Below are 14981 nucleotides of genomic sequence, written 5' to 3'. Positions count from 1 at the left end.
TTATTGTCCTGGTCAGCTCAAAACCAGTCATTTTCTTTGGAAACTAACTATTCGCAATAGTGGCATTCCATTCTTTGGAAAGTTTCCGCGGTTTTCAAAGTGACGGGACATATCTGCACCAAGGCATGGATATTTTTGTCCTGCTGGTTGCACAAGCACGGACAGATGTCGCGGGCCTTCGACCGGCACGCTTTTCCGGTATGCGATGCCTTCGCTCAATTGAAAAAAGAGCGGTGCAAATTAGTCCCCCTCACCTTCAGAGGTGAAAAAAATAGTCATGCAAATCAACGCGTTAAGTGATTTTTGAGGTTGGCATGCCGCTTGCAAAAACAGTGCGGGAGAAATTCCGCCCGCGGCCCTCGTGGCTTGGCGAGCGTTTCTGCAAGTGCGTGCGGTATTGACTATGAGAGGCTAAAAATGGCTGAAAGTGTTCAAAAATGGCTGGAGCGTAATCGTCCGCCCCGGGTGAAGATCACCTACGAGGTGGAGACTGGCGGCGCCATCGAAAAGCAGGAGCTCCCCTTCATTGTTGGAGTGTTCGCCGACCTGGCCGGCGATCGCGATCCCGACGTGGAATTTCCGCCGTACAAGCAGCGGCAGATGGTGCCTATTGACCGGGACCTCTTCAACGACGTCATGAAGACGCAGTTGCCGCGTGTGGCTCTGGGCCGCGTTCCGCGTATCCCGTCACCACCCGGTGCAATGCAGATCGGAGCCGTCGAATCGGCCAATCTGTCCGGCGACATTACTTTCAGTTCGCTGGATGCGTTCGACCCGATCGCCGTCGTGCGCGCCATTCCTGACCTCAACAAGCTCTATCGGGTACGCAGCAACATCCGCATGCTGCAGTCGCGGGCGGAGTCGAGCGACCGGCTCAACGACCAACTGAATCTGTTGATCGCCAAAACACCGGACGGCCAGGCCAAGCGCGCACAACTTCAGGTGCTGGCCGGGCCGGACTACCGCAACAGCGTCGTCAAAGCAGACATGGACAAGGCGCCTGGCGAACTCAAGAAGGCCACATCTTCTTTGTACGACCTGGCCATGGTGATGGGCAAGGCCGATCAGACGCCCAAGCTCAAGGCTGCTACCGACTGGGGATATGAGACCGTCAACAGCGTGGGCGCGGACGGCAAGCCGGTGGTTGACGCCGATGCAACCCTGGCGCCGCTGCGCAGGCTGCTGGGGGTGTTTTCGACCCCGGACACGCCGGAGAACCTGCAGACAGTGTCAGCCCAGCTGCAGCAACTTACGCAGTGGGATGCCGGCCTGTCCTCCAAAATCCAGCTGGAACGCAATGCGATTGCCGGCAATCTTGGCGCCGACCCTACTGCGACCGCGACGCAGACCAAGCTCGCTGCAGACGCCACAGCGCTATTGGCAGCGCTCGCACCCAAAGACGGCCAGATCGATGCCGACGCAAAAAGGGCTGCTCTGGCTGTGCTCGGCATGCAGCAGACCGACGACAGCGATTCGATCGCGATGCCGACCGACGCCGCACAAGTGCGCACAGTGGCCGAGCAGAAGCATGACGCGGTCAATCGCAGGGTGGCCAACAATATGCTGCTGGTTCTCAGCGGCGCTACCGACACGCCTGACCCGAAGGCAAAGCCGGTGCCTCCGACAAAAAAACAAGCCAGGCAGAACATTGATGCGGTCTTCGCTCTCATGGATGCGGCTGGCCTGAAAACCGACGAGGACAGGCAGAAATTCCTTGGCCCGATCGGTTTCTTTGCGACGGATGTGCTGGCGCGGCTCGATGCTCCAGGTTCCACCTATGCGCCGGTGGCCGCGATAACTGCGATTGACTCGCACATCTCCGACATCGACGGCTGGTTGAGCAGGCAATTGAGCGTGATCATGCATGCGCCGAAGTTCCAGGAGGTCGAAGCGACCTGGCGCGGCTTGCACTACTTCGTGTCAAACACCGAAACCGGCAAGATGCTCAAGCTCAGTGTCTTCAATGCCACCAGGGACGAGCTGCTGGACGACATGGAGAAGGCGGTCGACAAGGACCAAAGCAAACTCTTCAAAATGATCTACGAAGACCAGTACGGCACCTTCGGCGGCTTGCCCTACAGTCTTCTGATTGGCGGCTACGAGGTGGGTCGCAGCGCCAAGGATATCGAATTCCTGCGCAAGATCGCGGAAGTCGCGGCCTCCGCCCATGCGCCATACATCACCGCAGCCTCGGCATCTCTGTTCGGACTCGACAGCTTTCGCGACCTCGCCAAACCCCGTGACCTGGAAAAAATCTTTGAAAGCATTGAGCTGGCCGGCTGGCAGGAGTTCCGCGAAAGCGAGGACTCCCGCTATGTGACGCTGGTGATGCCGCATGTGCTGCTGCGCCTGCCTTACGGCAAGAACAGCTGGCCGGTTGACGGCATGGATTTCGAGGAGACCGTCGGGCCTTCCAGCAGTTCGCCTGATAGCGGCAGCTTCCTGTGGGGCAACGCGGCCTACATGCTGGCGCAGCGCGTGACCAACGCGTTCTCCAAGTACAACTGGACAGCAGCGATACGCGGGGTTGAAGGTGGTGGACTGGTTGAGGACCTGCCGACCTACAGCTACCGCACCGATTCCGGGGCGGAGGAGTTGTTTTGTCCGACTGAAGTGTCCATCACCGACCGGCGTGAAAAGGAGCTTAACGATCTGGGCTTCATCTCGCTATGCCATTGCAAGGGCAAGGGGCAAGCTGCATTCTTTGGCGGGCAGACCAGCAACCAGCCGAAGAAGTATTTTTCCGACAGCGCCAATGCCAACGCGCAGATTTCCGCGCTGCTGCCCTACATGCTCGCAGCCTCGCGCTTCGCCCATTACATCAAGGTCATCATGCGCGCCAAGATAGGCAGCTTCCTGACGCGCGGCAATGTGGAGGCCTACCTCAACACCTGGATATCGAACTACGTGTTGCTCGATGAGAACGCCTCTCAGGACGCAAAGGCGAGTTTCCCCCTGAGCCAGGCGAACGTGATCGTGAAGGACGTGCCGGGCGCTGTGGGTTCCTACAACGCGGTGGTCTTCCTAAGGCCGCACTTCCAGCTTGAGGAATTGACGACCTCGATCCGCCTTGTGGCGAATCTGCCGAAGTGATGCATTCACTTCCCACCCAACATAGACCAACGAAAGACAAGCCATGGATCTGATACTGCTACAACCCGGCGACACTTCTGTGTTCCCCACAACAAGCAATGACTGGGCCACGGGCGGCAGCCTGATTTCGACCGGCGCCGACTGGACCGCCAATGAGGAACTCAAGCTCGGCCAATGCATCGAACTGGTGTCAGTGCACCAGGGTATGAAGCAGCAGGTGACGACGGACGTCAGCAATTCGGCGCGCACCTCTGGCAGGCCGGTGATCACGGAGTTCACCTGCGTCAAATATGTTGACAAGACTTCGGTCAAGCTCTACGACTTCTGTTTGCGCGCGAAGTCGCTGGGCGACAAGGCCAAGCCCTCGTACATCTACATCCTGCGCAACTCGGGCGACAAGGTCGGCAACATCATTACCTTCATGCTGCGCGACGCGCTTATCAGCGAAATTCAATTCCAGTCACATCCTGACGACATGCCGACCGAGCAGTTCAAGCTTAACTTCACCGAGATCGTCTGGACCTACGCCGTGCAGACGCCGGACATGCAGGTCAAGGGGAATGTCACTGCCGGCTGGAGTCTGGCGCAGAACAGGCCTTTGACGGCGTTCACTTGAGCCTCGTTGCGGCCCTGCGGGGGCCGTGGATTTTCGTTGTTTTTGAGATGGCGTACCGTTGTTGCGGCGCGCCGGCCCAAGGGGATAAACATGCAGTTCTTGCTTGAGCGCCTGGAGTTTGCAGGTGCGGCGCCGGCGCAAAGCGGCCAGAGCTTCAATCTGCGCGATGCCGTGCGGCTGCAGATTCAGCGGCTGGTTAGCTCGCACGTCTGGGCTGGTTCGACCGGTCTGGAACTCATGCGCGTCGGCCTGCCTTCCCTGACCGGCGCCGGTTACGCCCAAAAAGATGACATACAGCGTTATTCGCTGAGCATCCGCGACATGATCATGCGTCACGAACCCCGGCTGACGGGCGTACGTGTAACTGTTGAGGAAACCCGCAGTTCCGTCATGCCTTTCCAGGTAGTCGTCACCGGCAAGCTCGCCGACCAGCCGCTGACAGAGACCTTCAGCTTCGGGTTGCCGCGCCGCTAGGCGCTTCCAGGCCATGCAAGTCTACGGAACTCAACTCAAGGACTACTACCAGCGTGAACTGGCAGGGCTGCGTAACGACGCCGCTGCATTTGCGCAGGCCTATCCGACGGAGGCGCAGGCGCTCAAACTCGATCGCACCGGCTCGCACGATCCTCACGTGGAAATGCTGCTGCAGTCCTTTGCTTTCCTGACCGGCCGTGTGCAATATGAGTCCGAAGTCAGCAAGGCGCTGATCCCGAACGTACTCCTCGGTTACCTTTATCCGCACCTGGCGGCACCCGTGCCGTCCATGTTGATTGCTCAGGTCCGCGTCAAGCCGGACGACGCGGCCGGCGCGGTTCTGGAGCGCGGGCGGCAGGCCAGTGTGACGGCCGAGGACGGCCGGGGCCGGAAAAGCGTCTGCCGCTTTACGACAACCTGCGACTTGCCTTTGGTGCCGCTGGGCATTGTCGAGATTGACATGCTGCAGGCGGGAGATTTTCCGGTCGGGTTGAGCGACGAGCGTTGCCTGTCGGTGCTGCGTGTTCGGGTGCGCAGCCTGGGTATCGATCCGGTGAAGGCGCTCAAGAAAACCCGGTTGCGTTTTTATATCGACACCAGCCAAAAAGACGCCTGGTATTTGCAGGAGATGCTGGGCCTGCATCTGCACGCCGTTGACATCGCACAGATTGGTGGTGAGCCACTGCCAGGCGCAAACCAGAGCACCGTCCACTGGCTCGGGTTTGAGGACGAAGAGGCCGCTCTCCCGGTCCGAACCAACATGCATCCCGGACACCGGCTTCTTCAGGAATATTTTTCCTTTCCGGAAAAATTTATGTTTTTCGAAACCGGCGAGTTTGACCTCGCTCCGTTTGAGAATGGTTTTGACTTGTTGTTCCAGTTTGACGTGGCTTCCCATAAGGATCGCCAGCTCTCGTCACGCTCGCTCAAGCTCAACTGCGTGCCGATGGTGAACCTCTATCGTCAGCGCATGGAACCCCTGGCGCTTGACCACACGCAGTACGAATACCAGCTAACAGCAGATGTGCAGAACCGCCAAAACTGCGAGATTTACAGCATTGAGGAGCTGGTTTCCATTAGCGCCGACGGCAGCCAACGCAAGCTGGCGCCGTACTTCGAACTTGGAAATGCGCAGACGCGTGGCACAGATGACTATTTTTATGTCATGCGGCGCGAGGAAAACCAGCTTGGCGGTATTGCCGGTACCGAGGTGTACGTATCTTTTCTTGACGTCCGGCAGCAGATGGCACTGCCGCCGGCAGAAGTGGTTGGCGGGCGGGCGCTTTGCACCAATCGCAAGCTGGCAGAACAGCTGTTGATCAAGCAATCCCTGCAGCTCGAAGGGGCGGGGCCGATCACGGTACTCGAAGTGATAAGCCGGCCTTCGCGTCACATCACCCCGGCACTGATAGGGCGACGTCCCTGGTCGCTGGTGTCCCAGCTCGGCATGAGCCACTTGTCGATGGCAGAGGGACCGCAGGCGCTCGCTGCATTCAAAAGCATGCTGCGCGACCACATCGACCCTCTGCAGACACAGGCTTTCCGCAGCATTGAAGGAATTCAGGCGCTTCAATGCCGGCCCGGCATGCGCTACACGATACGCGATGGAGTGCGGGGCTATGTGCAATGCCTCTATATCACCCTCACACTGAATCGAAAACAGTTTGAGTCGACCAGCATGCTGCTGTTCGCATCGGTGCTGCGCTACTTTCTCGCGCTCTACTCAACAGTCAACAACATGGTCTGCGTAAGCCTGGAAACCACTGACGAGAAAGGAGTACTCAAAAGATGGCCGCCAATGGTTGGGGCCCAGATCGTTCTTTGAGCCGCCGGCTCGAGCAGCGTTTTGGGGAGTTCAATTTCCTGCAGATGATCCGTCTGTGGCTGCGCCAGCCGGATGATCGTGCCGGCGGGTCAGGCCAGACCGTGCGTTTCGAGGCTGACCTTGATGCGGGCTTTCCCGCGCGCGCGGCGAGCGCAGTGCGTGTGCAGGCCATTGCATCCGGGTCCTCTGCGGTACCGGCGCTGATCGACGCCGAAGGCGATCAGCGTGACCGGCCGCAAATGCTGGCGATCACCACCCCGGACTTCTGTGTTGGCAGTGCACTCGGTCCCTTGCCCGAACCTTTTCTCGAGTGGATGCGCGAGCTGGATCGCGCAGGAAAATCCGCGACGCGCGCATTTCTCGACATTTTCAATAACCGGCTAAATCTGCTGCGTTATGAAACCCGCGCTGGCTTTGAGCCTGGGCTGAACAACGAGCGGCCTGAGCGCAGCCAGCTCGCCGAATACCTTGGCGCGCTGATGGGGGTGGACAACGCCGAGCAGGCCGGGCAAATCCCGATGCCCCAGCGCCAGTGGCTCGGCATCGGGGACTTGCTGGCGAACGGCCGGCGGTCGGCAGCCGGGCTGGTTCAGGTGCTCTCGGTGCAGCTTGGATTTCCTGTCAGGTTGCAGCCCCTGGTGGGCGCATGGCGCGCAATCGATCCGGAGGATCAGCACCGCCTGGGCCGCAGTGGTCACCGGCTTGGTGTTGACATGCTGCTTGGTCGCAGCACTTGGGATCAGCAGTCGCGCATCCGGTTGACCGCAGGCCCTGTCTCATATTCCCAACTGGAGGCGCTGTTGCCGCCGCTGAAAAAAGGCACAGAACCAAAACGTTCGCTGCGTCAATGGCAACGGCTGCAACGCCAGGTCGATATCGGCAGCGAAGCGCCTGCCGTGCGCAGCTCGTATGAGGAACTGCAAGGCTTGCTACGGTTGATGCTTGACCGTCGCCACGATGCCGAGATCGAACTTTCGGTGCTTGCAGAAGAGGTGCCGCTGGCGCGGCTGGTATCGACTCAGGTCTCCGGCTTCTCCGGTATGCGCCTGGGCTTTAACGCATGGTTGAAGTCGCGGCCGACGGATAGCGCCGCTGGCATTTCGGGTGTTTATGTCGCGCGCTTTCTGGTCCCTGCTTATGAATCGGGAGCCATGACATGAACGACCGCGTCACTGGCATAACGACCGCGCTGGCTCTGCTATCGCCGGCGCCGGTCGTCTACCTGCATGTCGCGCTGTTCCTGGAGACGGGCGTCATCCTGGGTGACGGTAGCTTTCGGCTGGTCAGCTTTAAAGGGCAGGAAAGCATTTCTGATCATTTTGAGTACGAACTGGAGTTGCACGGAAACTCGGACCCCGAGAGTGGCCTTGAGCTGGCCTTTGATGACCTGCTCGGGCGACCGGTCACTGTGGGGGTTCACTACCCGGTGTTGGATGACCAGCAGCAGCCGACGCGCGAAGAAGCCAACGAGTGGTTTGACCAGGCCGTACAGGGCCAGGACGAAGGCGTGCGGTTGTCCCTGTTCAATGGCATCGTCGCATCCTTCTCAATGGAACAGCCAGGCGTCTATCGCGTGACCATGCGGCCGGCACTTTGGAAGCTTACGCTCACGAACAACTACTGCATCCATCGCCAGCTGAATGTGCGTGATGCTATTGCGGGCGTCCTGCACAAGCACAACATTGTTTTTTCGGTCGCGGCGCTGGTCGGCTCAGGAAATCTGGCAGTCGCGAGGCAGCAGGACTGGCTGCAGGCCGGTGAAAGCGACTACGAGTTCGTGCGGCGGCTCATGTCGAAAGCGCACATTTATTATTTCTACGTGACCACCGGCACTAGCCACACAGTGGTGTTCGCCAACCGGCCTGTTTATCCGGAAGCCCTGCCCGGTGGCAAGCCGCTACGCTACTGCGGCACCCAGGAAGATACTCTCGGCTTGGCTCAGCCCGACATGATCAGCGACTATCGCTTTCAGCAGAGTCTGGCCAGCAGCGCGGTGACCTCGGTGTTCACGCGCGAGGAGGCGGCCTGGGAGTCGGATGCAGTGGCCGGGTTCCAGAGTTTTCATGCACAGACCAAGCCGGCGCCTGGCGCCTTGCCATTCAACCAATACCAGATCTACCAGTACGGCTGCAGCGACGTTGAGGTCGATCACTATGCCCATGCAACGCAGGACACCCTGGATACGGGTAGCCGGCAATTCAGTGGTTCGAGCTATTGCCCCTATCTGCATTGCGGCCACCGCTTCTCGGTGACGCAGGAAGTTCGTTCAGGGCAATGGCCGTTGCAGGTCAGACCTCAGCTGGAGGGAAGGAGCTTTGTCGCAACGCAGGTTCAGCACGAGGCAACGCTCGACGGCAGCTACAGCAACAAGTTCCAGGCGGCAGACGCGCAGGGACTGGTCACGCCGTTCTCCATCCAGGAGACACAGCAAGGCAGTGTGCTCGCCAGTGTCGTCTCGGGTGGGAGCCAGGGTGTCGCGCCGGTGGGCTGGCGCTATATGCGGAAAGACAACTTTGACCCGGAGACCAGCCGCATTGTCGACAGCGAGGGTATTTCGCCGGTGCTTGAGGCGCAGGGTGTCTATGTGCGGTTCTCGACAGGCCAGGACATCTTTTCACCGGACGGTGCCGACCCGGCGGAGCCGGTCTGGGTCAAATTGGCTGCGCACATGCAGACCGTGCCGGAGATCGGTACGACCGTCATCATTACGCGCGCGCAGGATCAATCCGAGCTGCCTGAAATCCAGAGCATCATCCAGGCTAATGGCACCAAGGTCATCATGCCGTCAGGCTGGACGGCCAATACCAACGTTGGCAGCAGCTATTCGACGGCCTACGGCGACGGCAAGAGCATCCGTTTCGGCTTGCACTCCGATGCCGACCTGGACAACGCGGTTGCCATCGTCAGCCAGCAATACGACAGCGGAAAGTTCCGCGAATCGTCGTATTCGCAGGGTGCCAGCTATGGCTATTCGACCTCCGAAGACGGCGCGAACGGCCTGTTGAGCCAGTCGGATTCCTTCGGTTCGACCCACAGCACCCACAAGGGGGCGGAAAGCTGGAGCAGCACCGAGTTCGGCACGACCACCAACCACTCGCTGGTGACCGGCGACGCCACCAACACCAGCAAGACCGAAGGCACGCTCAGCAACACGACTTTGCAAAACGCCGTGTTCAATACAACCACGACCGCGAGCCAAACCAGCGAGTCGTTCACGGTCAGCAGCGTCAATCTCGACGTAACCGGCCAGCACATCTCGACCTCGGCGGTCGGCATGGCTGTCAGCGCAAGCGCGACCGGGGTGCGGCTGTCGGGCTCGATGGAGGGAATGAGCAGCAGCAGCAGCATGGTTGGCCTCAGCGACAGTGACTCGGTCGTAGGCATGAGCATGCAGACCAGCGCGACCGGTTCGAGCAGCAACGTTGCGGTGACGCTTGCTTCGGATCATGTCTCGATGACGCTGGTCGATACGGGCACCAATCTGGTTGGCGTCAGCAGCAGCACCTCTCTGACCGGTGCCAGTACTGCGATGAACCTGGTTGGCGCTCACAACGAGGTCAGCCTGACCGGCCTGTCCAGCCGGGTCAGCCTCACGGGCCAGAGCAACAGTGTTTCAGTTCTGGGGTCGAGTACTGACATCTCGCTGTCGGGCGACACCACGGCGATCTCGATGAAAGGCGCATCAACCTCGATTGAAATGACCGGGGCCGGCATCCTGGTGCAGCTCACCGCGTTGCAGGCGACGATGCAGATCACGGGCCTGAGCCTGACGATCACCGAGCTGAAGATCTATCTCTAGGCCGCCATGAAGATCATCAAGCCCTTGAGCCTAGGCCTGCTCTACAAGACATACCGGCAATCCGGCATAAACCGCCTGGTGGTGACGGCGCTGGGATTCTTTCCGCTGGGTGAAGTCAGGCCGCAGCGCTTTCTCATGGAGGGCCCGCAATGGGCCCGGGTACTGGCCGCATTGCCGGCGGGCCAGGCGCTGGACGAGGCGATGCCTAAGACCGGAGCCGAGGCCATGGTGCTGGGTCGCGCTTGCGCACCGGGAAATCGTCCGGTGAAGCGTATGGAAGCACGGCTGCAAGTCGGCTCCATCGACAAGCGTCTGGCGGTTTTTGGCGACAGGCAATGGCGCTATGGCGTCTTGCCGCTCTTTGGCATCTCGCAGCCTGCGGAATTTGTACACATGCCGCTTGATTTCGCACATGCCTTCGGTGGTCAGGGCTACGAAGACAATCCGGTTGGCTGTGGCCATGACGGCAACCGGTTCGCCGCAATGGCCGGTGCGAACGAAGGGGTTATGCCGAACGTCGAGTACGCCGCTCAGCCCGTTGACTGCCACGGGCGTCGCTATCCCCCAGCTGGACTTGGGCCCATGCCTATCGATTGGGTGCCTCGCAAGCGCTATGCCGGTACTTACGATGAACGCTGGCTGCGCGAGGATTATCCCGGCTTGCCGCGAGATCTTGACTGGCGGCTTTATAACCAGGCTGCCGCCGACCAGCGCATCGCGAATCCTTTCGCGGGCGGCGAAGCCTACCTGTTACAGGGGATGCATCCGCAGATTGAGACCATCCAGGGCGAACTGCCTGAGCAGCGCGTCAAGGCTTTCGCGCTCAAAAAGGACGCTTCTCCCGCTTCGCTGGCTGAAATCGGGCTGCGCATGGACACGGTCTGGTTCCTGCCCGAACAGCAACTCGGTGTTGCGGCCTGGCGGGGCGAGATGCAGATCACCGACAGCGATGCACTGGACATTGGGGTATTGATGCTGGCTTACGAAGGCGCGGCCGAAACGCCGCGTACCTTGAACCATTACGCGGAAGTGCTCACGCTGCGCCTGGACCCCAAGACTGCACCGTTGCATGCGCTCAACGAGTCGCAACTCGCGCCGCGGCTCGATCCAGTCGATCCCGCGCTGGCTGCCGCCGAAGCCGAAGCGGCACTGAAAAAACGACAGGACGTGCTTGACGAAGTGACGCGTGAATTTTGGCAGCAAAGCGGCATGAAGCCGCCCGCGGGCTACGAGCCGCCAAAAGCCGGGCCGCCCCTGCTCCAGACACCGTCGGCGAAGGCCCTGACCGACGGCGACATGGACTTGACCAGCCTGATGCACAGCGTCGAAAAGCTGGTGGCCAGTACCCGCGAAAACGCGGCCGCACAGCAGGCAGCATTTACTCACCAGCTAGCAGAGCTACAGGTACTGACGGGGCAGACGGATGTTCCCGCTGGGGAGCATGGAAATGCTCCGGAGTCCGGGCCGCTCTGGACGGAGGTGTTGCAGCGCGCCGATGGTACGGCGACACGAGAGGCACTGGCGCCGCTCGCGCTGGCCGCGACGCCATCCCAACATGCCGACCTTATGGCTGCCGCGCAACTCAAAAGCAAAGCCCGCCATGCGTCTCCCGTCCCGCTGTCGCCCGCGCAGGCGCTGTCGCCCGCTGTCGCGTCGCTATTGGGGGCGCAGGTGCTGGCCTGGGCGAAGGCCGGAGAAAATCTTGCGGGCCGCGACCTTGCCGGCGCGGATCTGCGCGGTGCCATACTTGCGGGCCTTGACCTTGGCGGATGCATGCTGGAGTACGCCGACCTCAGCGGTGCCGACCTGCGCGGCTGTAACCTGCGTCGCGCTGTACTGACGCAGGCGCGGCTCAATGGCGCACTACTTGATGAGGTCAACCTTGATGAGGCCAATCTCTGCAGCAGCCATGCATGCGAAGCGAGTTTTCGCGGGGCGAGTCTTTGTTCGGCCCGTGCTTCCAAGGCGACCTGGAGACAAGCTTGCGGCTCCGATTGCGACCTGTCAGCCGCTCAACTCGACGATGCAGATCTTTGCGGCGCAAACTTCGATCGCGCGACGCTGGATACAACAATTTTCAACCAGGCCAAACTGGCTGGAAGTAGCTGGTGCGGTGCCTCGTTCAACAAATGTGTTGCCTGGAAGCTGCAGGCCCAGGGGGCCAATTTTTCGGGTTCGAGATGGCAGAGAAGTGCACTGATCGGTTCCGACCTGTCGGCCAGTAAATGGAGGGAGGCCCGACTGGTCCAGGTCCAGGGGAATGACAGCGACTGGCGTGGCGCCGACCTGTCCGGATTGCGCGCTGAACGCGGAAGCTGGACGCAAAGCCAGTTGCAGGGTGCGCGGCTCGACGGCGCTTTCATCATGGCGTGCGATATGAGTCGGGCTGACCTTAGTGCCGCCAGCCTTGACGGTGCCTGCCTGCCGCGCACGCTCATGATGAAGGCACAACTGCCCGGTGCGAGTGCCGTGGGCACCGACTTCTACCAGGCGTTGTTGCGAAAGGCTGACTTTGGAAAAGCCGATCTGCGCGACGCCAGCCTGTATGAAGCCGAACTCACCGAGGTCTGCCTGGTTGATGCGGACACACGCGGTGTACGTCTGGATGCGCGCAGGAGGCTCGCGTGAGCAGAATTTACAGCCAGGCCTCCGCCCAGGATTGGGCCGAGATCCAGCGCTTGGTGCGGCTTGGCCGTCCGGTGCGTGGCCAGATGCTGGCCGGACTGGATGCAAGCGGCCACGATTTCACAGGTGCGGTTTTCAGCGGCTGCCAGCTGGCGGGTTCGCATTGGGCCGGTGCCCAGCTGGAGGGAGCGTCCTTTATTGATTGCGAACTCGGCGCGGCCGACTTTTGCGATGCCGGGTTGCGCCGCACCGCTTTTTGCCAGAGCCGCCTGGCTGGTAGCGATTGGCGTGGTACGGCCGGCACAATGCTGGCCTTCAGTCAGTGTGACCTCCGCCAAAGTCGTTGGGACGGTGCGAGCCTTGAGAAATCCATGCTGACGAAGTGCGACATCGGCGGCTCTTTCTGGATTGAGGCGCGCTTGCTGCGCAGCGCATTTGCGGATTGCCAGTGGGGCGGCAGCGACTGGCAGGGTGCCGAATTGCAGCAGGTAAGCCTGAACGAAGCACAACTGCAGGAAGCCAGGCTCGCTGGCATGCGTGCCAGCACCAGCCTGTTTATCAAAGCCAGCTTCGCCGGGCAGAAACTGGCCGGTGCCAGCTTGTTGCGTTGCACTTTGCAGGGTGCCGATTTTTCAGGTGCTGATCTGAGCCGCGCCAGCATCCGTGAATCGAATTGTGCCGAAGCCCGCTTCAGTGCGACGCTGATGAACGGCATTGACGCTACGCGCTGCCAGTTCGTAAAAGCGAAGTTTGACCGGGTAAATCTTGACGGCGCCCAACTCGAGGGTGCGGTATTGCAAAAAGCCCAACTCAACGGAGTTTCGCTGCGCGGAGCCGGATTGGTGAAAACGATCTGGGATCACAGCAGGCTTGACAGTGTCGTTTTCGCGGGATCGGACTTGCAGTTTGCCCAGTTCGCGCATGCGAATGGCGGGGCAATGGATTTCCGGTACTGCAAGCTCGACCGTACGAGTTTTCACTGTGCGGTCTGGACCGGTGCCGATTTCACCGGTGCCAACGTAGCCGCTGCCCTGGGTACCCAGGAGGCGCGCGCTGCCGCCGAAAAACGTTCACTTGAAATGGAAGCAGCATGAAACAGGCAACACAACAGCTTGACCTTCCCGTGCGCGCCGCAACCGTGCACGGCTGGGGAGAGGCGAGCATAGGCCGGTCACTCGGACAAGCGCAGTGGCGGCTGGCGGACGGCCGGCTTGCGTTACAAGCGGTTTCCTGCCTGCTCACACCCCTGCCAGGTGACACGGTGGCCGTGCTGCAAAGTGCTTCGGGCTTGTTTGTGACCCATATTTTGCTGCGTCCGCAGCCGGCCGCGGACACGCCGGGCGCAGGCCGTGCCGAGCTTTCCGTGCCGGGTGCGGAGCTTATGGCGATCACCCAGCCAGCTTTTGAGCTGGCCTGCACCCGTCAAATCGCACTGCGTTGTCTTGGTGACGTCGAGCTGACGTCGGCCAGCGGCTCCGTCAGCGTCAACGCAAGGGATTTCCTGGCGTCCGTCAGTGAGACCATGGTGCAGTCGGCACGCCATCTCGTAACGCGTGTCGAGCACGGGATCATGCAGGCCTCGGCGCTGCTGCGGCTCCATGGGCGGCAGGCGTTGGTCACGGCCGAAGAAGACATCAAGCTCGATGCTGAACGCATCAGTCTGGGATGAACCATGTTCGCCAACACGAACCTCTGCGTCATCAATTTCGCGTTTCCCGACGTCTGTCTGGTGCCTACGCCGGTGGGGCCGGTGCCCATTCCGTTTCCCAATATCGTCATCACGATTTCGCACATTCCTTCGCAGGCCTGCGTGATCGTCGGCGGCGGACTCGCTGAAAACCTGGTGACGCAGGGCACGTTGAGCAACGGCGACGAGCCTGGCGTCAACCTGGGCGTGGTTTCGGGCATGGAAATTGGGCCGGACCGATACCTCATGGGTAGCTTCAAGGTCGCGATGGGCGGTGTGTTTGCGACACGGCTGACCAGTGTGGTCGGGCAGAACGGCATGATAGGCAACGCGATCGGTATGTCGATCACGCCTTCGCAGGTATGCGTGATGGTGCTGGGATGATCATGCGCATCGTCAACGCTTTTCTCGGCACAGCGGCATTGCTGGCTGTTTCCGGCTGCGGTTTTATCAGCTACGCGCTGGGCTACAGCCCTACTACGCCGCTAAAGACGCTGAACATCGTCGCCGAACTCGATGCCAATCAGAATATGGGAACCGAGGTCGACCTGGTGTTTGTCTTCGACAAGAACGCGGCGGCCGTCTTGCCGAAGACCTCACCCGACTGGTTTGCCAATCGCGACGCGCTGCAGGCCGGTCTGGCCAGCGGCATCGCAGTGCTTGGTGTGCAGGTTGTCCCTGGCAGCACGGTCACCAACCAGCCCCTGCCCATTGGTTATGGCAAGGCCGTCTATGTCTACAGCTACGCAAGCTATGTGAGCGCCGGCGGTCAGGCTGTCGCCAACATCACTGCCTACAAATGCGCATTGATCACCCTGCGTAGCACGCAGATCAGCTATACGAGCTGCCTTTCATGATTGGA

11 protein-coding genes are annotated in these 14981 nt (G+C 60.5%); all 11 read left to right on the top strand.

Annotation, left to right across the window (positions count from 1 at the left end; all coding sequences use genetic code 11):
* Positions 1-417: 417 nt before the first annotated feature.
* The 11 genes from tssC (at position 418) to AC1DU8_RS17935 (ending at position 14976) form a co-directional block, all read left to right on the top strand.
* A complete protein-coding gene (tssC, locus tag AC1DU8_RS17985) occupies positions 418-3093 on the top strand; it encodes a type VI secretion system contractile sheath large subunit (protein WP_477689911.1) in 2676 nt (891 codons plus the stop codon).
* A 43-nt stretch (positions 3094-3136) separates the two neighbouring features.
* A complete protein-coding gene (locus AC1DU8_RS17980) occupies positions 3137-3709 on the top strand; it encodes an Hcp family type VI secretion system effector (protein WP_348049164.1) in 573 nt (190 codons plus the stop codon).
* Between the two features lie 90 nt (positions 3710-3799).
* A complete protein-coding gene (locus AC1DU8_RS17975) occupies positions 3800-4183 on the top strand; it encodes a GPW/gp25 family protein (RefSeq protein WP_457282536.1) in 384 nt (127 codons plus the stop codon).
* Between the two features lie 13 nt (positions 4184-4196).
* Complete coding sequence (tssF, locus tag AC1DU8_RS17970; protein ID WP_477689912.1) at positions 4197-6008, top strand: type VI secretion system baseplate subunit TssF; 1812 nt, start codon at positions 4197-4199, stop codon at positions 6006-6008.
* Positions 5972-7168 carry a type VI secretion system baseplate subunit TssG gene (gene tssG / locus AC1DU8_RS17965; RefSeq protein ID WP_477689913.1) on the top strand — a complete coding sequence of 399 codons (1197 nt, stop codon included), beginning with the start codon at positions 5972-5974 and terminating at the stop codon, positions 7166-7168. The genes tssF and tssG overlap by 37 nt, the downstream gene beginning before the upstream one ends.
* Positions 7165-9807, top strand: a complete 2643-nt coding sequence (locus AC1DU8_RS17960) for a contractile injection system protein, VgrG/Pvc8 family (protein WP_477727079.1) — start codon at positions 7165-7167, stop codon at positions 9805-9807. Before tssG ends, AC1DU8_RS17960 begins: the two co-directional genes overlap by 4 nt.
* Positions 9808-9813: 6 nt before the next feature.
* Positions 9814-12435: a DUF2169 family type VI secretion system accessory protein gene (locus tag AC1DU8_RS17955; RefSeq protein WP_477701631.1), complete on the top strand. Its 2622-nt coding sequence runs from the start codon at positions 9814-9816 to the stop codon at positions 12433-12435.
* Positions 12436-12518: 83 nt separating this feature from the next.
* Entirely contained in the window at positions 12519-13526 is a 1008-nt protein-coding gene (locus AC1DU8_RS17950) for a pentapeptide repeat-containing protein (protein ID WP_477667395.1), read from the top strand.
* Positions 13523-14101: a DUF3540 domain-containing protein gene (locus AC1DU8_RS17945; protein WP_457282542.1), complete on the top strand. Its 579-nt coding sequence runs from the start codon at positions 13523-13525 to the stop codon at positions 14099-14101. Before AC1DU8_RS17950 ends, AC1DU8_RS17945 begins: the two co-directional genes overlap by 4 nt.
* A gap of 3 nt (positions 14102-14104) precedes the next feature.
* Positions 14105-14503 (top strand): DUF4150 domain-containing protein, encoded by a 399-nt coding sequence (locus tag AC1DU8_RS17940; RefSeq protein ID WP_477667394.1) that lies wholly within the window; start codon positions 14105-14107, stop codon positions 14501-14503.
* Between the two features lie 2 nt (positions 14504-14505).
* The gene (locus tag AC1DU8_RS17935; protein WP_457282544.1) at positions 14506-14976 is read left to right on the top strand and encodes a hypothetical protein; all 471 of its coding nucleotides are present in this window, start codon (positions 14506-14508) and stop codon (positions 14974-14976) included.
* Positions 14977-14981 lie beyond the last annotated feature (5 nt).

It is taken from the genome of Polaromonas sp. P3_A5 (genome assembly GCF_056403055.1).
The sequence above is the reverse complement of the archived record's forward strand: the minus strand, read 5'-3'. Positions and strand labels throughout refer to the sequence as shown.

What these genes read in the sequence shown, in the direction of transcription:
- tssC (WP_477689911.1), top strand. Translation starts at nt 418, where the DNA reads ATGGCTGAAAGTGTTCAAAAATGGCTGGAGCGTAATCGTCCGCCCCGG.
- AC1DU8_RS17955 (WP_477701631.1), top strand. Translation starts at nt 9,814, where the DNA reads ATGAAGATCATCAAGCCCTTGAGCCTAGGCCTGCTCTACAAGACATAC.
- AC1DU8_RS17940 (WP_477667394.1), top strand. Translation starts at nt 14,105, where the DNA reads ATGTTCGCCAACACGAACCTCTGCGTCATCAATTTCGCGTTTCCCGAC.
- tssG (WP_477689913.1), top strand. Translation starts at nt 5,972, where the DNA reads ATGGCCGCCAATGGTTGGGGCCCAGATCGTTCTTTGAGCCGCCGGCTC.
- AC1DU8_RS17950 (WP_477667395.1), top strand. Translation starts at nt 12,519, where the DNA reads ATGCTGGCCGGACTGGATGCAAGCGGCCACGATTTCACAGGTGCGGTT.
- AC1DU8_RS17935 (WP_457282544.1), top strand. Translation starts at nt 14,506, where the DNA reads ATGCGCATCGTCAACGCTTTTCTCGGCACAGCGGCATTGCTGGCTGTT.
- tssF (WP_477689912.1), top strand. Translation starts at nt 4,197, where the DNA reads ATGCAAGTCTACGGAACTCAACTCAAGGACTACTACCAGCGTGAACTG.
- AC1DU8_RS17975 (WP_457282536.1), top strand. Translation starts at nt 3,800, where the DNA reads ATGCAGTTCTTGCTTGAGCGCCTGGAGTTTGCAGGTGCGGCGCCGGCG.
- AC1DU8_RS17960 (WP_477727079.1), top strand. Translation starts at nt 7,165, where the DNA reads ATGAACGACCGCGTCACTGGCATAACGACCGCGCTGGCTCTGCTATCG.
- AC1DU8_RS17945 (WP_457282542.1), top strand. Translation starts at nt 13,523, where the DNA reads ATGAAACAGGCAACACAACAGCTTGACCTTCCCGTGCGCGCCGCAACC.
- AC1DU8_RS17980 (WP_348049164.1), top strand. Translation starts at nt 3,137, where the DNA reads ATGGATCTGATACTGCTACAACCCGGCGACACTTCTGTGTTCCCCACA.